Source organism: Pseudoalteromonas sp. SS15, assembly GCF_049257195.1.
In the GTDB taxonomy this organism is placed as follows: Bacteria; Pseudomonadota; Gammaproteobacteria; order Enterobacterales; family Alteromonadaceae; genus Pseudoalteromonas.
In genome coordinates this window covers 219,228-239,537 of record NZ_JBMMUD010000004.1, presented here as the reverse complement: position 1 = coordinate 239,537, position 20,310 = coordinate 219,228, and the positions used below count along the sequence as shown (strand labels likewise).

General features: G+C 37.4%; 17 protein-coding genes. 10 read left to right on the top strand and 7 right to left on the bottom strand.

The features are described from left to right. Position 1: 1 nt before the first annotated feature. Positions 2–694, top strand: a complete 693-nt coding sequence (gene tsaB, locus AAEU28_RS10330; protein ID WP_421964036.1) for a tRNA (adenosine(37)-N6)-threonylcarbamoyltransferase complex dimerization subunit type 1 TsaB — start codon at positions 2–4, stop codon at positions 692–694. A 92-nt stretch (positions 695–786) separates the two neighbouring features. Here tsaB and AAEU28_RS10325 read toward each other — a convergent pair whose 3' ends face one another. After that, entirely contained in the window at positions 787–2,085 is a 1,299-nt protein-coding gene (locus AAEU28_RS10325) for an alkaline phosphatase (protein WP_421964035.1), read from the bottom strand. A 159-nt stretch (positions 2,086–2,244) separates the two neighbouring features. On the opposite strand from AAEU28_RS10325, the gene AAEU28_RS10320 reads away from it, so the two are divergent. The 3 genes from AAEU28_RS10320 (at position 2,245) to rnd (ending at position 6,067) form a co-directional block, all read left to right on the top strand. Beyond that, entirely contained in the window at positions 2,245–3,117 is an 873-nt protein-coding gene (locus tag AAEU28_RS10320) for an alpha/beta fold hydrolase (RefSeq protein ID WP_421964034.1), read from the top strand. 118 nt (positions 3,118–3,235) lie between these two features. Next, complete coding sequence (gene fadD / locus AAEU28_RS10315) at positions 3,236–4,888, top strand: long-chain-fatty-acid--CoA ligase FadD (RefSeq protein WP_421964033.1); 1,653 nt, start codon at positions 3,236–3,238, stop codon at positions 4,886–4,888. A gap of 51 nt (positions 4,889–4,939) precedes the next feature. Then, positions 4,940–6,067, top strand: a complete 1,128-nt coding sequence (gene rnd / locus AAEU28_RS10310) for a ribonuclease D (RefSeq protein WP_421964032.1) — start codon at positions 4,940–4,942, stop codon at positions 6,065–6,067. A gap of 53 nt (positions 6,068–6,120) precedes the next feature. Here the strand turns inward: rnd and minE are convergent, their stop codons facing one another. Genes minE through minC form a run of 3 tightly spaced genes read right to left on the bottom strand, consistent with a single transcriptional unit; the run spans position 6,121 to position 7,899 of the window. Next, positions 6,121–6,384: a cell division topological specificity factor MinE gene (minE, locus tag AAEU28_RS10305; RefSeq protein ID WP_058032510.1), complete on the bottom strand. Its 264-nt coding sequence runs from the start codon at positions 6,382–6,384 to the stop codon at positions 6,121–6,123. A 1-nt stretch (position 6,385) separates the two neighbouring features. After that, positions 6,386–7,195, bottom strand: coding sequence for a septum site-determining protein MinD (gene minD / locus AAEU28_RS10300; RefSeq protein ID WP_421964031.1), 810 nt, complete (start codon positions 7,193–7,195; stop codon positions 6,386–6,388). Positions 7,196–7,200: 5 nt separating this feature from the next. After that, positions 7,201–7,899 carry a septum site-determining protein MinC gene (minC, locus tag AAEU28_RS10295; RefSeq protein ID WP_421964030.1) on the bottom strand — a complete coding sequence of 233 codons (699 nt, stop codon included), beginning with the start codon at positions 7,897–7,899 and terminating at the stop codon, positions 7,201–7,203. Positions 7,900–8,069: 170 nt separating this feature from the next. Here minC and AAEU28_RS10290 point away from each other — a divergent pair, with 170 nt between their 5' ends. Next, on the top strand, positions 8,070–8,351 hold the full coding sequence (locus tag AAEU28_RS10290; protein WP_421964029.1) for a YcgL domain-containing protein: 282 nt from the start codon (positions 8,070–8,072) through the stop codon (positions 8,349–8,351). Continuing rightward, complete coding sequence (locus AAEU28_RS10285) at positions 8,344–9,360, top strand: lytic murein transglycosylase (protein WP_421964028.1); 1,017 nt, start codon at positions 8,344–8,346, stop codon at positions 9,358–9,360. Before AAEU28_RS10290 ends, AAEU28_RS10285 begins: the two co-directional genes overlap by 8 nt. Before the next feature lie 73 nt (positions 9,361–9,433). On the opposite strand, the gene AAEU28_RS10280 is transcribed toward AAEU28_RS10285, so the two are convergent. Both AAEU28_RS10280 and AAEU28_RS10275 read right to left on the bottom strand, forming a co-directional pair. Continuing rightward, on the bottom strand, positions 9,434–9,976 hold the full coding sequence (locus tag AAEU28_RS10280; RefSeq protein WP_349287025.1) for a GbsR/MarR family transcriptional regulator: 543 nt from the start codon (positions 9,974–9,976) through the stop codon (positions 9,434–9,436). Positions 9,977–10,117: 141 nt separating this feature from the next. Then, positions 10,118–11,257, bottom strand: a complete 1,140-nt coding sequence (locus tag AAEU28_RS10275; protein WP_421964027.1) for a Na/Pi symporter — start codon at positions 11,255–11,257, stop codon at positions 10,118–10,120. A gap of 347 nt (positions 11,258–11,604) precedes the next feature. On the opposite strand from AAEU28_RS10275, the gene AAEU28_RS10270 reads away from it, so the two are divergent. The 3 genes from AAEU28_RS10270 to AAEU28_RS10260 all read left to right on the top strand — a co-directional run bounded on the left by AAEU28_RS10270 (position 11,605) and on the right by AAEU28_RS10260 (position 15,963). Then, a complete protein-coding gene (locus tag AAEU28_RS10270; protein WP_421964026.1) occupies positions 11,605–13,488 on the top strand; it encodes a 7TM diverse intracellular signaling domain-containing protein in 1,884 nt (627 codons plus the stop codon). Positions 13,489–13,571: 83 nt separating this feature from the next. Then, positions 13,572–15,374 carry a DUF885 domain-containing protein gene (locus AAEU28_RS10265; protein ID WP_421964196.1) on the top strand — a complete coding sequence of 601 codons (1,803 nt, stop codon included), beginning with the start codon at positions 13,572–13,574 and terminating at the stop codon, positions 15,372–15,374. Positions 15,375–15,465: 91 nt separating this feature from the next. Then, complete coding sequence (locus AAEU28_RS10260; protein ID WP_421964025.1) at positions 15,466–15,963, top strand: YcgN family cysteine cluster protein; 498 nt, start codon at positions 15,466–15,468, stop codon at positions 15,961–15,963. A 54-nt stretch (positions 15,964–16,017) separates the two neighbouring features. On the opposite strand, the gene AAEU28_RS10255 is transcribed toward AAEU28_RS10260, so the two are convergent. Beyond that, entirely contained in the window at positions 16,018–18,177 is a 2,160-nt protein-coding gene (locus AAEU28_RS10255) for an ATP-binding protein (RefSeq protein WP_421964195.1), read from the bottom strand. A 200-nt stretch (positions 18,178–18,377) separates the two neighbouring features. On the opposite strand from AAEU28_RS10255, the gene AAEU28_RS10250 reads away from it, so the two are divergent. Then, complete coding sequence (locus AAEU28_RS10250; protein ID WP_421964024.1) at positions 18,378–20,267, top strand: methyl-accepting chemotaxis protein; 1,890 nt, start codon at positions 18,378–18,380, stop codon at positions 20,265–20,267. Positions 20,268–20,310: the final 43 nt, after the last annotated feature.

The window sequence follows — 20,310 nt, the reverse complement described above, 5'->3', positions numbered from 1 at the left end:
TATGACTTATAACCTTTTAGCGTTAGACGCTTCTACTGAAGCGCTTATTATTGCCATTCAATTTAATGGTCAAACAGTTAAACATTTTGAAGTTTGTCCTCAGCAACATAGCCAAAAAGTGTTGCCTTTAGTTTCTGAGTTATTAGACAAAACAGGCTGTAAGTTACAAGATTTAGATGGCATTGTATTTGGTCGCGGACCAGGTAGTTTTACCGGTGTTCGTATTAGTGTCGCAATCGCACAGGGTCTGGCATACGGTGCAAATTTACCGCTAGTGGGTGTCTCAACATTACAGGCAATGGCACAGCAAGCCATTGACGAAAAACAAGTTGAGTCTGTCGTTACGGGTATCGATGCAAGAATGGGTGAGATTTATTTCGCACATTATCGTAAATCTGAAAATGGGCTCGCTGAATTAAGCATTGATGAAAATGAAGTGGTGTGTGCGCCAACTCATTTACCTGAGTCGATTAAAAGCTTAACTGCGGTAGGAAGCGCGTGGGAACCTTATGCTGAGCAAGCGGGCGATTTAAATTTAGATGTCATCTCAGAAATAACCTTACCTGATGCAGCATATATGCTAAAAATTGCAGAAGTTGAGTTTGAAAAAGGTAACACTGTACAAGCAGCCGATGCGCAGCCGCACTATGTTAGAGATACGGTAACTTGGAAAAAGCTGCCTGGTAGAGAATAATACCCGATATCATTTTTAAATAAGCAAAAAGCCAGAACAATGTTCTGGCTTTTTGCTGGTTATTATTTCTGGATCAATTACAGTTCGATAAATTACTTTTCGATAAAGTGAATTAGTTTTTCTGCAATTTGAGTGTTGTTCTGCGACCCTATAAATTGCTCATAGCCTTTACCATAAGCAAACACTTGTACATCTATTGCAGTATGACCACTTGTCGTCCAGCCAGTATAAGTTGCTGTATTAATGACTTTATTGATGGCTTTGTAAAGCGCTTCATCACCGTCTTTTTTGGCTTTTGACAGAGAAGCTAAATCGTCTTTACTAAGCGCTAAACTTGTATGTTGAGACCAAGCTGTTTTTAAATCATCAGCTTCAAGTAGTGACTTGGTTATTGTCATAACAGACGAATTCACTTTTTTCACCTCATCAGGTAACCAAGTGTATTTGCCATTCGCACCTAGGGTTAAACCGCCCGTAGAATGGTCGGCGGTTACAACTAATAATGTGTCAGGGTTTTGGTCAACATACGCTTTGGCAAGTTCAATTGATTTGGCAAAGTCGTGCATTTCTTTCATGGCACATGCAATATCATTTGCGTGGCCGCACCAATCAATTTGACTGCCTTCTAGCATGATAAAGAAACCTTTATCATTGTTTTTAGATATTAGATCTAAAGTCTTAAACGTCATTTTTTCTAAGCGGTTTGGATTCTCATCTATTGCGTGAGGAAACGCTTTGTCAGCAAATAGCCCCAGTGCTGGTAATTGTTCAATTTGATTTAATTTGTGCCAGTCAGACGTATATTGATAACCTGCTTTTTCAAACTCTTTAATTAGGTTTCTGTCGCTGCGTTTAAAATATTGCACGCCACCACCAAGCATTAAATCGACGGGTAGCTTTCCTGCAATTTTTACGTCGAAGTAATCATCAGCGATCTCATCATAGTTACGACGAGATTCATTATGTGCTGCGAAACTTGCAGGTGTAGCGTGGTTTATTTGTGAAGTCGATACTAAACCAGTACGCATGCCTTTTTCTTTCGCTACTTGAAGCATGGTTTTCAAAGGTTTTTTATGCGTGTCGACTGCAATTGCTCCATTATAGGTTTTAGTTGCTGTACTAAGAGCTGTCGCACCTGCTGCACTGTCAGTGACATAAGTATCATCGTCGGGGTAGGTGTGTGCCATACCAACAAGGATTTGGTCAAATATAGTGGGTTCTACTACTTTGGTATTTGGGTTGTCAGAATAATAACGATATGCAGTGGTAAAAGCTGGGCCCATACCATCACCAATCATGTAAATAATATTCTTTGGTGCTTCGGTAGCAAATGCATGACTACCAAAAGCCATTAAGCACGATGTTGTTAATGCGCTCATCGCGTACTTCATATTAGTTCCTTATTTCTTCCCGTGTGTTCAGATAAATATCTAGCAATAAGACTCGATTATTTACGAATAATATTTAGCTATTGTTTACTGATATTTTTGCTTTTAATTTTAAGTAAGGTAAAGATATTACCAGTTAAGTGTTTTTTAAATAATGAAAATATGACAAGTAGCGAAAAAAATACGTTTAAAGCTTTAAAGCAGCTTGGTTTATCTGGAAAGATTAAAGGAAGTGGTAAAAACTTGGTTATCTGCCTTCATGGTTGGTTAGATAACTGCAATAGTTTTGCTCCGATCTTCGCTGAGGATTTGAATACGGTAGACTACACTTGGCTCGCAATCGATTTACCAGGGCATGGAGAATCTCACTGGAAAAGTCATGATGCCCACTATTATTTCATTGATTATGTCTATGATTTGAGAGCACTAATAGAAGAGCTTGATTTCAATAAAGTTTTCTTAGTGGGCCACTCAATGGGAGCCATGATCTGTAATCTATATGCCGCCTGTTATCCTGAACGCATTGCAGCTATGAGTTTGATTGATGGAATAGGGATAGTCACAACCAAACCGAGCGATACAAAACAGCAGTTATTAAACGCTTTTAAACAAAGAAAGAAGTCATCTGAGAGTTTGGAAAGCAAATCATTTAAAAGTTTTGATGATGTTGTTAAGGCAAGAATGAAGGTATCAGACTTAGATTATGATAACGCCGAACTTTTGATGAAGCGAAATACGAAGATTGAAGAACAAGGCGTTAAACTGAAAACAGATCCACGTTTAAAGCAACATTCAGGTTTCAGGTTCTCTACAGCACAAGCTTTGTCTTGTTTAGATGGTATTAACACTCCAACACTGTTTATAAAAGCAGAGCAGGGGTACCCCATGATAGATGCTCAACTAGAATTATTTAGAGATTGTTTTCGAAATTTGATGGTATCTGTTATGCCAGGAGGGCATCACTGCCATATGGAAAATGCAGCGCAAACTTTACAAACAATTTCATCTCATTTCGCCGCATATAATGAAACTTGATTGTACATTGGAGAGAAATGTGGGAATATCGTTAAATTAGAGTTTTTGCTCAATTGTTAAAGTGCCTTAGATAGATTAAGGTTAATATTAAAATAAAAACGATAAACGAGGAGTTACTGTGGATAAAATTTGGTTAAAGCGTTACCCAAAAGGTATGCCTGAAACAATTGATCCAGAGCACTACAACTCACTGCTTGAATTATTTGACAAAAGTTTTACTGAGTACGCGTCTTTACCTGCGTACAGCAATATGTCAAAAACGATGACATATCAACAAGTTGATATTGCAACAAAAGCAGTTGCTAGCTATCTACAAAATACATTAGGGTTAGGTCGAGGCGATAAGGTTGCGGTGATGATGCCGAACTTATTGCAAACACCAATTAGTATCTTAGGTGTGCTGCGTGCCGGTTGTACCGTAGTGAATGTAAATCCTTTATACACAGCACGTGAATTAGAGCATCAGTTGAATGACTCTGAAACTAAAGCCATTTTTATTCTTGCAAACTTTGCCAATACCCTTGAAAGCGTGATTGGTAAGACAAACGTAAAACACGTTTTACTTACACAAATTGGCGACATGTTAGGCGGAGTTAAGAAGCATCTAGTCAACTTCGTGGTTAAGCGCGTGAAAAAAATGGTCCCGCCATTTTCATTACCTAATGCTATTCCTTTTAATGAAGTAGTTAGTGCTAATCCGAATGCGTATAAAGCACCAGATATTCATAGGGATGACTTAGCATTTTTGCAATATACGGGTGGTACTACTGGTGTTTCTAAAGGTGCAATGCTCTCACACGGCAACATGGTGGGTAACTTAGAGCAAGTATCGGGCTGTTTAGATAATGTATTAGACAAAGGTAAGGAAGTCGTGATCACCGCATTGCCTCTTTATCACATCTTCGCATTAACAGCGAACTGCTTAACATTTATGAAGTATGGTGGTCATAATATCTTAATTACCAACCCGCGCGATATGGCCGGGTTTGTTAAAGAATTAGCTAAGTACCCGTTCACTGCTATCACAGGGGTTAATACTTTATTTAATGGCTTGTTGAATACTCCTGGATTTTCAGATTTAGACTTTTCTAAGTTGAAAATGTCGCTAGGCGGCGGAATGGCTGTTCAACGCCCTGTGGCAGAAAAGTGGCAAGCGGTTACCAAGAGCAAGCTAATGGAAGGCTATGGACTTACCGAGTGCGCACCACTTGTTACAATTTGTCCTTATGATTTAGATGGTTACAATGGGTCAATCGGTTTACCTGCACCGAGTACTGAACTCAAGATTATTCTTGAAAACGGTGAAGAAGCACCTAAAGGTGAAGCCGGCGAGCTTTGCGTTAAAGGCCCGCAGGTAATGCAAGGTTACTATAATCGTCCAGAAGCTACTGCAGAATGTCTTAAAGATGGTTGGTTTGCAACGGGTGATATTGCGACTTACGATGATGAAGGTTTCTTCTATATCGTTGACCGTAAAAAAGACATGATCTTAGTGTCTGGTTTTAATGTGTTCCCTAACGAAATTGAAGAAATTGTTGCGATGCATGATGGTGTACTTGAAGTTGCTGCCATTGGCGTACCGCATGAAGTAAGTGGTGAACAAGTTAAAGTATTTGTTGTTAAAAAAGACCCATCTTTAACAGAAAAAGATATAATCAGTCATTGTCGAGATAATTTAACTAATTATAAAGTACCGAAACTAGTAGAGTTCCGCGACGAGTTGCCTAAAACTAACGTCGGAAAAATTCTAAGGCGTGCTTTAAAAGATTGATAAAAACCGGCGAAAGCCGGTTTTTTTATAACCCAAGGCTTAGGAGTGAAAGTGCAGTACCAAGTCATTACAGAGCAGCAACAACTAGATGAATTTGTAACAGCAATTGGTGACGCCACTATATTGGCATTAGATACAGAGTTTATGCGTCGTCGTACTTTATATCCTGAAGTTGCACTGATCCAAGTTTATGATGGACAAAACTTAGCATTAATAGATCCATTAGTAGCGTTAGATTATTCTGCTTTTTGGGAAATTTTGAAATCAGATGATGTATTAAAAATACTTCATTCACCGTCTGAAGACATTGAAGTGTTCAATAACTTCGCTGGTTTTGTTCCAACTCCGATGTTCGATACTCAATTTGCTTTGCAATTATTAGGTGAAGGCAATTGTGTTGGTTTTGCAAATATGGTTAAGCAAATCCTTGAAATAGAAATTGATAAAAGTGAATCAAGGACAAACTGGTTACAGAGGCCATTGACAACGAAGCAATTAGATTACGCAGCCAGTGATGTGTTTTATTTGCTACCTTGTTTCAATTATATTTCTAAGCAAATCTCTGAAAAGGGTTTAACCCATATCGTACTTGAAGAAAGCCAATTGCTTATTGAGAAACGTTCTTACGAATTACCAGATGAATTACTTTACCAAGATATTAAAAATGCGTGGCAACTTAAACCGCGAGATTTAGCTGCTTTAAAACTGCTTGCTCCGTGGAGAAGGAGTAAAGCTAAGAATAAAAATTTAGCTTTGAATTTTGTTTTAAAAGAACAAAATATGGTTGAGATAGCTAGACGGCGCCCAACAAACATTTCTTCTATGAGAAATATTCCTGGTGTTGAGGCTATGGAAGTGAATCGGTCTGGTAAAGAAATTCTAAACCTCATTGAGCAGGCAAAATCAGTAGATATAGAAGCATGTCCTGAGAAATTACTTCGCTTGATTGATTATCCTCAATACAAAAGAGCTGCAAAAGACATTGCAACTAAAATAAAGCAAGTGGCTTCGACCACTGAAATTCCTGCTGACGTATTTGCTTCAAAAAAACAAATTAATCAATTGATCAGTTGGAAATGGAAACACACTGATGAAGCAAGGGATTTATTAATTAGGCCAGATCTACTTAAATCCTGGCGATGGGAGTTTTTAAAAGACGTTCTTGTGGAATGGCAATAGCTAAAGTTTGTCGATGAAAATAAAAAAGCCTAGGCATTGCCTAGGCTTTTTTATTAAGACTTTTCGTCATCAGGTAATGTGACGTTAAGTTCAAGAACTGCTAAATCATCCTCATTTTGTTCAAATTGGACGTTTACAGCGTCAGAATCGACCTTCACGTACTTTCTAATAACATCTAAAATATCTTGTTTTAATTGTGGCAAGTAATCAGGCGTGCCGCGTTTTGAGCGTTCATGTGCAACGATAATTTGAAGTCGCTCTTTAGCCAGCGAAGCGCTTGATTTCTTTTCTGAGCGAAAATAATCGAGTAATGACATTCTATCCTCCAAATATACGCTTGAATAAACCTTTCTTCTCAACCTCTAAGAATCTGAAATCAACGACTTCACCGAGTAATCGATTAATTGCATCAGCGTAAGCTTGACCCGCATCAGATTCATTATCAAGAATAACAGGTTGACCAGAGTTAGAGGCATTTAGCACTGCTGTTGATTCGGGGATCACGCCAAGAAGGTCAATAGCAAGGATTTCTTGTACATCTTCCACAGACAACATTTCGCCTGCATTAACTCGTTGCGGGTTATATCTTGTTAAAAGTAAGTGCTCTTTAACGGGATCTAACCCTTGCTCAGCACGACGAGATTTGCTTTGCAAAATACCTAAAATACGATCAGAATCTCGTACAGAAGATACTTCAGGGTTTGTTGTTACAATTGCTTCATCCGCAAAATATAGCGCCATCATAGCACCAGCTTCTATACCTGCAGGCGAATCACATACAATATAGTCAAATTCTTCTTTTAACTCATTTAAAACTTTTTCAACGCCTTCTTTTGTAAGCGCATCTTTGTCACGTGTTTGTGATGCAGGAAGGATATAGAGTTTTTCAACTCTTTTGTCTTTGATCAGTGCTTGATTTAAGTTTGCTTCGCCATTAATAACGTTAACAAAGTCATAAACGACTCTGCGTTCACAACCCATAATTAAATCAAGGTTTCTAAGGCCAATATCAAAGTCAATAATGGCTGTTTTGTATCCTTTTAGCGCCAGGCCTGTGCCAATTGCTGCGCTAGAGGTAGTTTTACCTACACCACCTTTACCTGAAGTTACGACAATAATTTTTGCCATCTGAATTATCCTTTGACCAAAGCTGTTATTTCTAAAGATTCGTTACGTTGTGTTATTTGTGCTGGTTGTTCCCAATATTCACCTTGAAGTGATTCACTTAACCAATAGCTACCATTGATTGAAACTAACTCAGCTTTTAATTGTTGACAATAAATTGCCGCATCTTGTGCACCTGAGGCGCCTGCTATTGCACGGCCTCTCAAAGTACCATAAATATGAATATTACCATCTGCGATCACTTCAGCGCCGTGACTAACCGCTCCAAGCACAATTAAGTCTCTGCCTTTTGCATAAATTTGTTGGCCAGAACGCACTGTTGTTTGAATAACTTGAGGCGGTAGATACACCTCTTTTTCTATAACCTCAGCTGAAGTATTAGATTTTGGCTTTTGCACATCTTGGCTATAATTGAGCACTGATAAGCCAACTTCTTTAGCGGAAATATTTTGCTGTTCAGAACCGTTACACACACCAACAGGGTTGAGTTGTAAAGCAGAAATTGCGTTACGAAGCTCAAGAAAATCAATTGCTTCCTCTTGAACTTGCGAAAGATTAACTACGATAGGCGCACCTTGGAAAAATTTAGGTGCTTGTGAAATCTTTTCGTCTAGCTCTTTGCGTAATAGAGCCAAGTCGACAGTAAATAGATGTAATACAGAAAGAGTGAAAAGGTTGCCTTTCAACTCGAATGTTTGTTCAGACATATTACGCAGTTCTTATAATTATCCAGTTTATAAAATTAGAAAGACAGGCTATTGAACATTGCAAAAAAGCTTAATCAGGCTTATTAGTTGTTGCTCGCTAAACTTTCCAATTATATTTTTAGTCATGTTATAGTGCTGTCAAGATATAAGCAAGAATTTATAGGGTTATAATGCTAACTGCGGTCTACAAAAGCTCAAAAAGAGCAGATACTTACCTTTACATAGAAAAACGTGATGATTTTAGCAAAATTCCTGAACCTTTAATGGGTATGTTTGGTACACCAATTTACGTCATGATGTTCGATTTATCAAAGAGGGAGCGTTTAGGTGTTGCTGATATTAATCTTGTTCAGTCTGAGTTAACTGAAAAAGGGTTTTATTTACAATTACCGCCAAAAGAAGACAATCTTTTGGATGAATTAAAAAAACAAAACGGAGTAGATAGTGTCTAAATTCGTTCTTCCTATATTAGTCGCTTCGAGTTTATCATTTTCAGCCTTTGCAAATACGCAAGCAAAATTCGATGAATACGTTTCAAAATTGAAAGTTGAAGCGCTAGAAAAGGGTTATAGTCAGGCCTTAATTGACGAAGCTTTTGCAACGGTTAAATTTAAAAAGAAAGTTATAAAAGCAGATAAAAATCAACCAGAAGTGGTTGAGACTTTAGAAACTTATTTACCAAAACGCGTGCCTCAGTGGAAAGTTGATAGGGCTCGTAACCTATATGCTAAGCATAAGCCTGTTTTAGAATCGATCGCGAAAGAATATGGCGTCCAAGCTAGATTCATCGTTGCCCTATGGGGGCTTGAAAGTAACTTCGGCCGTATTCAAGGTGGTCACCCTGTTATCAGCTCTGTTGTTACACTCGCATTCGATGGCAGACGAGAGGCTTTATATAAGCGTCAGCTTTGGGCTGCACTGGATATATTAAAAGATGGTCATATTAGTTTAGATAAATTCAAAGGCTCCTGGGCTGGGGCTATGGGTCAAACTCAGTTTATGCCAACTTCTTTTAATTCTTATGCCGTTGATTACGATGGTGACGGGCGAAAAGATATTTGGACGACTGAAGTTGATGCATTTGCTTCAATTGCTAATTATTTAAAACAAGCTGGTTGGAATGACAATCTCACTTGGGGTCGCCAAATCCAACTACCTGAAAACTTTGACCATAAATATGTTTTAAAACGAGGCACTAAGACGCGTAAACAATGGCTAGAATACTGGAAAGATTCAGAGCGTTCTTTAAGTGACTGGCAAGCTCTGGGTTTACGAAGAGCGGATGGTTCAGACTTACCTAAAGTAGATATTACAGCTGCGTTAGTTATGCCTGATGACATCAATGGTCGTATGTATTTAGCGTATGATAACTACAAAGCCTTAATGCATTGGAATCGCTCTTATTACTTTGCAACGAGCGTTGGTTACCTATCAGATAGAATTGGCTATCCAAAAATCTAGTACGATTCTCATATAAAAAAGGCAGCTTCATAGCTGCCTTTTTTGATTGGGCATAATGCCTGCAAGTGTGAAATTATTTCTTTAAAAGCTTATCTTTTAAATCTATTACTTTGCTAACCGAAGAGCCAAGCTTCATGAGAGTTTGTAATTGTTCAGGTGAGAGTCTTTGTAATTCGGCTGACCATTTAGTTACCGTTTCTAATAAGTCATGGATCTGCTGCATTTGCTCTTGCGCATAAGCTTCTTCATTAGACTGAGCCGGTTCTATAATCGAATCTCTAAGTAAGGTAAGTGTTGGATCGATTTCTCTTTTTCTTCGTTCTTCAAAAACTTTATTTGCCAAATCCCAAATAGACCCATTTGGTGCATAGTATTCTTTTCTATCACCAGGGACATGAATGACTTTAACCAGTTGCCAAGATTGTAGTTCTTTGATCCCCATACTGACATTACCACGGCTAATTCTAAGTGCTTCAGCAATCTCATTTGCACTAAGAGGCTGCTCACTGATAACCAGCAGACCAACCATTTGACCTATCGTTCGGTTAAAACCCCAGCGGCTACCCATTTCACCACAGTGCAATACAAAGTTTTCTAATTTCTGAGATAAAATCATTTTTAAAGTTTCAGTAAAATTTGAAAGTCAATTTAGACTTAGCAGAATTTAATTGCAAGGAAATTATTGAATTAATATGAAGGAGATCAATAAAAACAAAAAAGAGGAGCAGGGCTCCTCTTTCATTTATTTCACAGTTGTTTATCTTACTGCGAACATGATTAGTCCAGGTAGTACGAAGAATGAACCAAGTACATAGCCTAACGCTGCTGGCTTATTTTCAGCGCCAATCTTTGCAAGTTTGTCAGCAAGTTGTAATGGAATCTCACGAAGTAAAGGCATGCCGTAGATTAGGGCTACTGCAAATACATTAAACATTACATGAACTAGGGCAATGGTTAGTGCCACTTCTGCTGCTGGACCTGTGATAGACGTTGCTGCAAGTAGTGCTGTGATGGTAGTACCAATGTTCGCACCTAGCGTGAATGGATAAATTTGGCGTGTAGTGAATACACCGCTACCTGCTAACGGGATCATTAGGCTAGTAGTGGTTGAAGATGATTGAACCATTACAGTAACTGCGGCACCCGATGTGATACCTGCAATAGGGCCACGACCGATTGCGCCATGTAGTAAATCTTTTGCTTTACCAACTAGTGCTTTTTTCAATAGTTTACCAAGCGTAGTTACAGCAAACAGGATCATCGCAATACCGATAACAACCATTGCAATACCAACTGCTTTGCCGTCTAAGAAGCTTACTGCGTCTTTAACTAAACCTACAGCTGGTTTTACGAGTGGCTTGATGAAGTTGTAGCTTTTAAGTGAAAGATCTGCATCACCAACAAATAAATGTGCCAGGCTAGATGCAAATTTCTCTAACAAGCCGAACATGATCTCAAGTGGTAAGAAGATTAATACCGCAAGAAGATTAAAGAAGTCATGAACTGTTGATGCTGAAAATGCACGCTGGAATTCTTCTTTAGAACGAATATGACCAATAGAAACTAATGTATTAGTAATTGTAGTACCAATGTTTGCACCCATTACCATTGGAATTGCAATACTGATAGGCAATCCACCAGCAACTAAACCTACTATTACAGAAGTTACAGTTGAAGATGATTGAACAAGTGCTGTTGCAAGTGCACCAAGTAATAAGGCAACAAATGGGTTGGTTGCGAATGAGAAAATCTCTTTAGCACCAGCACTACCGCCAGATGCTAATTTAAAACCACCACTGACTGTACCAACGGCAACTAATACTAAATAAACTAAGAAAGCAATTGCAGCCCAGTTTACGATTTTATTGAAAAGTGTTTGCTGATTAGAAGCACTCATAATGTTCTCGTTTTGTTTATGCCTTATATGGCATTTTCATGAAGTTTTTGTTTCAGGCGGCATTAAAACAGACAAATATTACAGAAATATTTCATCTTGGTGATTGTGTAATCATTCAAGTGTTTAATGACATAAAAATAATTGAGAACATTATAGAAACATATAGTTACAGATTTATGTTTTTACATTCATTTACAATCTGATTAGTGTGTAATCTGATACAATCCATATTTGATCCATAGTTGGTTCATAAATTGTAAATATTAATAATTCTTAATTGATTCTATTTGATGCGTTTTTGTTATTTTATTGTTTTAAGTGTGTGTTTTGTCCTTTACAGTTTTGCTGTGAAAGCAAGTGACTTAGTACTAGATAAGCATGGTACGGTCTATGAGCTTAAGGACTTTGCCTTGATGCACCTTAACTATGACAATAACTTATTTGACACTGAGGCTATTAGAGATAACAGAAATTGGGTTGTAGCGCATAGTCTAAAACAGAAGCCACAAATTCATAATTACAGTAAATGGTTAAAACTTGAAGTTGAAAACCAGTCTGATTTAGAAAATTGGTATCTTTCTTTCGGTTATGCAAGACTTCCTTTGTTTCGAATGTATGAAATTGAGGACACGAGCTTAAAGTTAAAGTTCGAACTTGATGCTAATGATACATTTTATGATAGACCGATTTACGACCCCCAGCTTTATATTCCTATAAATTTAAATCTAAATAGAAAACACACACTTTTAATCGAATACAGAACGTTTGCAAATGCACCTGCCAATATGCGATTACATAGCTACAATCATTATTTAGCCACTTCCCAAAAAAGCACACTTATTAATGGTGCAATAGCTGGTATTGTCATGGCTATTCTTCTCATAATTAGCGTAAATCTATTTTTTAACCCTAATAGAACCAATATTTTCTATGCACTATGGACATTCACTTTTTTAATGATTGTATTGGATATGTCTGGCTTCACCTCAAAGTATTTTTGGCCTATGTTAGGCGGTGAGTCCAGCTCGTTTTCAACTCTGTTAATGACATCAGTGCCAATTTTTCATTTGCTTTTTATCAAGAGTTTCTTACAACTTAAGCAATTTAATCGTGTGCTTTGTAAAATCTATACGTATTTATTATACGCATATCTTGTTCTGATCCCGGTTTCATTGTGGTTCAACACTGTATTTTTTAATTTAGTCCTGAGCACTTTGATTATTCCTTTGTTTTTATATACAGCTTATTGGAGTTGGTATCAAAAAGCCCCGGGTATAAGAGTTTTTTCGTTAAGCCTCTTTAATCATGTCCTATTTGTAAATGTATTGACGATTGTCGGTGCAAGTTATGGCAATATTTTTCCAAGTCTAGAGATTTCGGATTATATAAAAATAGGGTATTTGTTAGAGGTAAGCCTGTTTACAGTCGCCTTGGCTATACAAAACAAATCAGTACAAAATCAACTTGTCACATATCTTGAAACGCAAGTTGATGTTTTAAATCAGAATCTTCATAAAGAGAAACTTCAGCAAGAGTCAAGCATTGAAGCGGTTAAACAAAAAGAAGAAAAGTTATTTGCTGATTTATCTCACGAATTAAGAACGCCACTGACAGTGATGAAAGTTCAAGTGGAATCACTTCAGCATAATATTGTAGATAATGTGCACACAAGTTACGGTAAATTGATGAATAAAATTGATGAACTCAATTTGTTTATCGATCATTTAATGCAAGTATCGCCAAATATCCAAACTTTAAAAGTGAAACAACATACGGTTAAAGACTTATTATCACACATTCAATCTATCAATGCTGACAATACGAAGTTGAGTCTAGCGCTTCCTGATGAAAACTCCTTAACTGCAAAGCAAATGGAGCTGGTTTTAGAATACGATCAACAAGGCCTGATCACTGTATTTAATGAGTGTTGTGATAATGCCATTGCACATGGAGGTTCACAAATGAATATTTCAATAAACATTGATAATGAATCAGATGCACTTAGTATAAATATAGATAACTCAGGAGAAGCGATCTCTTCAGATTTATTCAAAGATATATTCAACCCCCTTGTGCGCCTAGATGAAGCAAGACAAAACTCAAGTAAACATAAAGGTGTTGGCTTAAGTTTATGTAAGCAAATTATCGAAGCGAATCTAGGAAACATTTTTGCCTCAAACGGTCCGCTGGGTGGCTTAAGTGTTCATATTGTGTTGCCTTTAAAAGTGTAACAAAGCGTTTAAACTTAAATTTACACATGGTTTTTTTATTAAGCTCTGGCACACTGTCATAAATACCTTAATAAGGACACATGATGTTTAAATACTCTCTAATAGCTATCGCTTTAACTGCTTCTTTGGTTGGTTGTAGTGCCACAGGCACTGACAAACAGCGTTCCCCAGAATCTCTCCAACAACTTAATCAAAATGAACTAGTTAACCATTTGAGCGAAGATTACTTCAACTCAATGATTGAACTTAGCCCAATCTCGGGCACGTATATGGGCAAGCAAGGTGTCAATGATAAGTTTGATGCTGCTGCAACGGATGAAAGTCTTAAAAAAACATATGAATTACTAACGTCATATCAACAGAAGCTAGATAAGATTGATAAAAATAACTTGTCGGGTCAAGCATTACTAAGTTATGAGATTCTAAAACGCGATCTTGCCTTTTCTAAACAAGGTTTTGAATTTCCAAGTTATATGATGCCAATCAATCAAATGTCTGGTTTGCATAATGTATTTGCCGGCCTAGGCTCTGGGCAAAGCGCTCAGCCATTTAATAGCGTTGAAGATTATAACAACTTTGTTTCTCGAGCAGATGGATTTATTAAATGGCTTGAAGGTATAGAGTCGAATATGCGCCTTGGGATAGAAAAAGGCGTTGTCTTACCAAAAGCTTTAACCACTAAACTCATTCCTCAGTTTGAAGCTCATATTGTAGAAGACGTAACTCAATCAGTTTTCTGGGGGCCAATTAATAACTTCCCTGATTCTTTCACTAAAACAGAAAAAGAAGAGTTAACAGCGAAATACAAATTCATGGTCCTTGAAAAACTTGTACCAGCATATAAGAAAATGACGCACTTTTTGAATACAGAGTACCTACCTAACAGTCGTGAAACTGTTGGCTATAGCTCGTTACCAAATGGTAAAGCTTGGTATGAATATCAGATTGCGAACCATACCACTTTAGACATGAGCGCGGATGAAATCCATGAAATTGGTTTAAGCGAAGTTGCGCGTATAAGAAATGAAATGGAATGGGTAAAAGGTCAATTAAAATTTGAGGGTGACTTACAAGCTTTCTTCGAATTTTTAAGAGAAGATGAACAGTTCTATTTCAAATCTGCAGATGAATTGATCAATGCCTATGTTGAAGTTAAGAAAAAAATTGATGCAAGAGTGCCATTGTTATTTGATGTAGCCCCAAAAGCTGATTACGAGGTAAAGTTGGTTGAAGCTTTTAGAGCAGAATCTGCAGCAGGTGCATCATATGCTGCGCCTGCACCTGATGGTAGTCGACCGGGTGTATTTTATATTAATGCGCATAATTTGAAAGCACAGCCGAAATTTTTAGTAGAGACCTTATCTATTCATGAAGCCGCACCTGGACACCATTTTCAAATTGCACTTCAGCAAGAAGTAAAGGGTCTTCCAAGCTTTAGAAAGTTTGGCGGGTACACTGTATTTGCTGAAGGTTGGGCGCTTTATGCAGAAAGCCTAGGTAAAGATCTTGGTTTATTCACAGATCCACTCATGTGGTATGGTCGCTTAGTTGACGAACAATTAAGGGCGATGCGCCTTGTTGTTGACACAGGTCTGCATGCTAAGGGCTGGTCACGAGCGCAAGCAATTAAGTTTATGCTAGAGAACTCGTCTATGGCTGAGTCTGATGTTACGGCAGAAGTTGAACGTTATATTGGTTGGCCAGGTCAGGCAGTTTCATACAAGGTTGGTCAGTTTAAAATTCAAGAGTTAAGAGATTATTCAGAACAACAACTTGGTAGCAAATTTGATATCAAAGCATTTCATACTCAAATCTTGATTGATGGCGCACTGCCAATGCCAATTCTAGAATCTAAGATTAAAAAATGGGTTGAATCACAACGCTAATTTGAGCTTTTAGGGTCAACGTTTGTTGGCCCTTTGCTTGTCATGCTTGCATCAAGTAAAATTTACGCGTTTATAGTAATTTGAGAAAACAATGGGCGCAGAACAATTTTGGCAAACTAAATCGCTTGAGCAAATGAATGACCAAGAGTGGGAAAGCATTTGTGATGGATGTGGTAAGTGTTGTCTACATTCTTTTATAGACAGTGATGAAGAGGACTTTGCAAGTACGGATCACCTACGAGAGGGAGAAACACTTATATATTCAAGTTTAGTTTGTCAGTACATTGATGAGCAGACGTGTGCATGTACACGTTATGCAGAAAGACAAACACTCGTGCCATCTTGTGTCAAACTCACTAAAGATAATCTGAAAGATATTTTTTTCATGCCAAATAGTTGTAGCTACAGGCGCCTTTATGAGGGGAGGGGCTTAGCAAGTTGGCATCCTTTGCTGAATAAAGGCAAAAAAGACAAAATGAATGAGCTTGGTGTTAGTATTCAAGGTCGAGTCACTAAAGATAATACGGTAGATATCGAAGAAGATTTTGAAGACTACATAGTAGATTGGCCAGAATTTGATTGTGATTAATTCAAACTCAGTAAAAAGCTAGATCTCTTTTCTCTAGCTTTTACTTTTCATAATTTATTTTAGCGGTAAATCAACCTCAATTTTCAATCCACCTAACTCGCTCTCTGAAGCGTTAATCTCACCCTTGTGTAAGTCAACAATTTGCTTAACAATCGATAACCCTATGCCATGGCCTGGTGTTTCTGTGTTCGACATATTTGGAACACGAAACAGATGGTCAAAAATTTGCCCTAAATGCTCTTTTGGCACCGATGGCGCGCTATCTTGTACGATTATTTTAAAATAACGCTCACAAGCCGCAAAATGCACGTCAATCTCACCATCTTTATGTGTGTACTTCTTTGCATTGCTATATAAATTAGCAATTAATTGTTTAACCCGAAATGGGTCTATGTGTGCGAAAGTTTCGTTAAATTTATTAGTCCCAACTGTCAGTTTTTGTTCTGTAGTTTGAGTCGCCAATTCATCATGAATATCACTAACAAATTTGTTTAAATCTGTTTCTTGAGTACTTAATGTGAAATTTGCAGTTTCAAGTTTAGCAAGACCTGCTAAGTCCTTAACTAAGTGGTTTAGATCTGTAAGCTTTTCACTAATTTTAGAAAGGTTTTCAGGTTTACACTCGATGATTTGATGTTGCATCGCTTCAATATGCAAGCTTGCGATGGTAACTGGGTTACTGAGGTCGTGTGCTATTTGCGAGAATAATTGGTTTCTTTGTTCAAGTAGTTTATTGAGATGTAGTCTTTGTTGTTGTTCTAAAACACGATTTTGTCTTATTTTAATGTAAATAATCATCGTAAAAGAGATGAATACAATAAATAAAATGATAAATACCATTTGTTGATTTTGTTGCTGCGCTAACGCGTTACTGATTAATAGGTTTTCTTGTTCTTTCTCTGCAAGTTTTTGCTCTTTTTCTTTAGCTTCAATTGTATTTTGCAAAAATGCTAATCTATTTGCATAGTTTTCTTTATGCGCAATAGACTGTAATTCAAGTAATTTATTTTGTACCAAATAAGCGTTTTCAAAGTCTTTCATTATTGAATAAGCACGATGCATGATACTAAGGCTTGCTTGTCTTCTGTCTTTCAATGTTTCGACATCACCAAATTCGAACGCTTGTTTAGCATAGTTAAGCGCTTTTTTTGGGTTGTCAATTACGAGGCTTAATTCGGCCAGATGATTCCAAACAGAGGTTTTTAACTGGTAGTCTTTCTTCGTTTTGTTTAGTAAGGAATAATTATCTTCCTCAAGTACAATCGCCTTTTGAAGTTCACCTTTACCTGCATAGTTTAAAGCTAGGTTATGCTTTGACCATGCTGTATTTCGTTTATGCTTTATATATTGGAACACAGAGATTGCCTCTTCAGCGTGCTCAATACCAAGGTCATAGAGTTCCAGTTTATAAGCCTGGTAGGATAGTTTGGCAAGGCTATGGCCAATGTCTTGTTTGTTATCTGATTTTCTGTCTAACGCTAATGCTTCAAGAAATTTATTGTAAGATAAACGATGCTCGCCAATTTTATTGTATGAGTCTGCTATCCCAAATAAATTACTTGCCATTCTTTTATCATCAGCATTTAGTTTCTTATCTATCTCAAAACTTTTTATCTTAAACTCTAAGGCAGTTTGAAACTCACCTAGATGGTCATAGGCACGTCCATAAAAGTAAAATAGGGTAGAAAGGTCATTCTCTGTGAGCGAACTTTGGTATTCTTTTTGGTAAGTTTTTACAATGTTGATACCTTTGAGATAGTGACTTGTTCTAAGTTCAATTGAAGCTTGTCTTACAATACCATGTGTTAAAAACTCAATATTGCCAGATTTTTTATAATGGTATATCGCTTTTTTAATTGTTTCCCGTGCGTCTTCATAGTCATAGTTATGGTACTGAATGTCTGATAAATCTTTGTAGAGTCTTGCTGTCCACCTGTGATTGTAACCAAAGCTCGGTTTATTAATTTCATTTAACAAGCGTTGTTTGGCTTCTTCACTACGACCTGCATTACTGAGCGCTTTACTATAAGAAACATAGTATTCACTTGCCGCAACTTGATCTGTCAGGCTCGCAGGATCAATTTGCTCGAAAGCTCTTAGTTTGAGCTCATTATTTGGTAGCTTTTGAATTGCTTTGAGTTCAGTAATATTTGTGGCGTTTGATTGTGAAGTTAATAAAGTTAGGAAACAAAACAACCAAAGCCTTGAGAGCATAGACACTCTAGTTCGCTCCTTGCAAAAGATTGCGTATTTTACTTAATTGTATTTAAGCTGCAATCGCAAAAATTACATGTTCTATACTAAATGAGCTTAAGATTTATGAAATTCTGTCGATTATATAGAGCGTAACACTAAAAAATTTGTTAAAAAAGAGTTGCAAAGGTTGCGTTCATATAAAAATAAGTAGGATCCCCATGCTCCAATCATTACGTTTTTCTACCAAAGTAACTGCCGCGGCATCTTTGGTTTTAGTGATCATCTTAGGGCTGTTCACAATCAATAACTTCATTGTTATGAGAGCCCAAACTCAAGAACAACTTACCGCTGTTTTGCACGAAATATCAAATTCAGTTTCTCAAAATATCGCCAACTGGTTGAATGATAGACTCAAAATTGTAGAGTCAGTTGCAAAAGGTCATAAACAGTCAGACACTGAATCAGATATCTTACGGCGTCTAAAAACGGCTGATATCGCAGGTGAATTTAAAAATACTTACATCGGTATGCCAGATGGTACATTCGTTTTAGATGACCCATCAATTCAGTTACCTTCAGATTATGATGCGACAACAAGGCCCTGGTATAAACTTGCAGAACAAAAGCGCTCAACAGCATTTACTACGCCATATATAGATGTCACGACAAATGAGTTAACTATCTCTGCAGTCGTACCTTTATTTGAAAGTGGTCGACTAAGTGCTGTTGCTGGTGGTGATATTGATATGGCCACTATCACAGACATCATAAACGAAATTGACTTTTTAGGTTTTGGTTACGGCTTTTTACTGGATAGTGAAGGTAGAATTCTTTCTCATCCAAATACGAGATTAAATGACAAACCAATGACAGAGTTGTTTGGAAAGCGTCTTTCTCTGCAAAGTGAGTTCGTTGAAATGCAGTTAGAGGGGGTAGAAAAAATAGTCTCTTTCGTACCTATGAAAGGCATCAATAACGTTAATTGGTATCTAGGTGTCGTAATTAATAAAGAGATTGCCTACTCATCGGTATCTTCATTTAGAAACATGGCTTTGATTTATCTTATAATCGGGGTTGTGGCAATTGTTGTGATGCTTCAATTATTGCTTAAATACTTGATGAGGCCAGTTAAAGAACTAAATGATGCCATTAAAGACATTGCTCAAGGTGAAGGCGATTTAACTCAACGTTTAAGCTGCTCTAGCGAAGATGAATTCGGTGAATTGTCGACGCAATTTAATATCTTTGTCGACAAAATTCATGACTCAATTAAGCAAGTGCGAGAATCTACCTTAACCCTACAACAATCTATCACCAGTATGAATGAGCAAGCGAATGATGCGCTTTCTTTGTATAACGATCAAACGAAACGTACTGATAGTGTTGCAACTGCCATCAATGAATTGTCTTCTAGTGCACAAGAAATAAGTAGTAATGCACATAATGCATCTGAGCTTGCGTCTGAAGCGAACAAACTTAGTGCAGATAGCCAAGATGTACTTAATTCAAATATTGCCGGAATTTCTTCTTTGAGTGACAAGATGGCTCAAGCACAAGACACAGTAACCAGTCTTGATCAACATTCAGCGAGTATTGGACAAGTACTTGAAGTAATAAAAGGTGTCAGTGAACAAACAAACCTTTTAGCGCTTAATGCTGCAATAGAAGCTGCAAGAGCGGGTGAAGCAGGTAGAGGTTTCGCTGTCGTTGCTGATGAAGTGAGACAGCTTGCACAACGCACACAAGAGTCAACTCAAGAAATCGAAAATACCATTTCAGACCTTCAACTTGGCTCTAGTACAGCTGTTGCAGTTATGGTCGAAGCGTTGAAAGATTCTTCAGAAAGTGCAGATAAAGCTGCTGCGGCAGGTGATAAAATGCAATCTGTTACATCTGCCATTGATTCAATTGATGGCGTAAATCACGCTGTGGCTAGTGCAACACAACAGCAAAACGATGTTATACATAATTTAGATTCTGATATTCATCACATCAGCGATATTAGCAAACAAGGTGTCGATAACCTTCATCAGACTTTAGAAGAATGTAGAACACTTCAAGCTCAATTTAGAAACTTAGAAGAAATGTTATTAAAGTTTAAAGTTTAATTACACATAAGCTCTAATATAAAAAGCTCCTTTTGGAGCTTTT

Coding starts and splice junctions, on each gene's coding strand:
- tsaB (WP_421964036.1), top strand. CDS start 2: ATGACTTATAACCTTTTAGCGTTAGACGCTTCTACTGAAGCGCTTATT.
- AAEU28_RS10325 (WP_421964035.1), bottom strand. CDS start 2,085: ATGAAGTACGCGATGAGCGCATTAACAACATCGTGCTTAATGGCTTTT.
- AAEU28_RS10320 (WP_421964034.1), top strand. CDS start 2,245: ATGACAAGTAGCGAAAAAAATACGTTTAAAGCTTTAAAGCAGCTTGGT.
- minE (WP_058032510.1), bottom strand. CDS start 6,384: ATGTCATTACTCGATTATTTTCGCTCAGAAAAGAAATCAAGCGCTTCG.
- minD (WP_421964031.1), bottom strand. CDS start 7,195: ATGGCAAAAATTATTGTCGTAACTTCAGGTAAAGGTGGTGTAGGTAAA.
- minC (WP_421964030.1), bottom strand. CDS start 7,899: ATGTCTGAACAAACATTCGAGTTGAAAGGCAACCTTTTCACTCTTTCT.
- AAEU28_RS10290 (WP_421964029.1), top strand. CDS start 8,070: ATGCTAACTGCGGTCTACAAAAGCTCAAAAAGAGCAGATACTTACCTT.
- AAEU28_RS10280 (WP_349287025.1), bottom strand. CDS start 9,976: ATGATTTTATCTCAGAAATTAGAAAACTTTGTATTGCACTGTGGTGAA.
- AAEU28_RS10275 (WP_421964027.1), bottom strand. CDS start 11,257: ATGAGTGCTTCTAATCAGCAAACACTTTTCAATAAAATCGTAAACTGG.
- AAEU28_RS10265 (WP_421964196.1), top strand. CDS start 13,572: ATGTTTAAATACTCTCTAATAGCTATCGCTTTAACTGCTTCTTTGGTT.
- AAEU28_RS10260 (WP_421964025.1), top strand. CDS start 15,466: ATGGGCGCAGAACAATTTTGGCAAACTAAATCGCTTGAGCAAATGAAT.
- AAEU28_RS10255 (WP_421964195.1), bottom strand. CDS start 18,177: ATGCTCTCAAGGCTTTGGTTGTTTTGTTTCCTAACTTTATTAACTTCA.
- AAEU28_RS10250 (WP_421964024.1), top strand. CDS start 18,378: ATGCTCCAATCATTACGTTTTTCTACCAAAGTAACTGCCGCGGCATCT.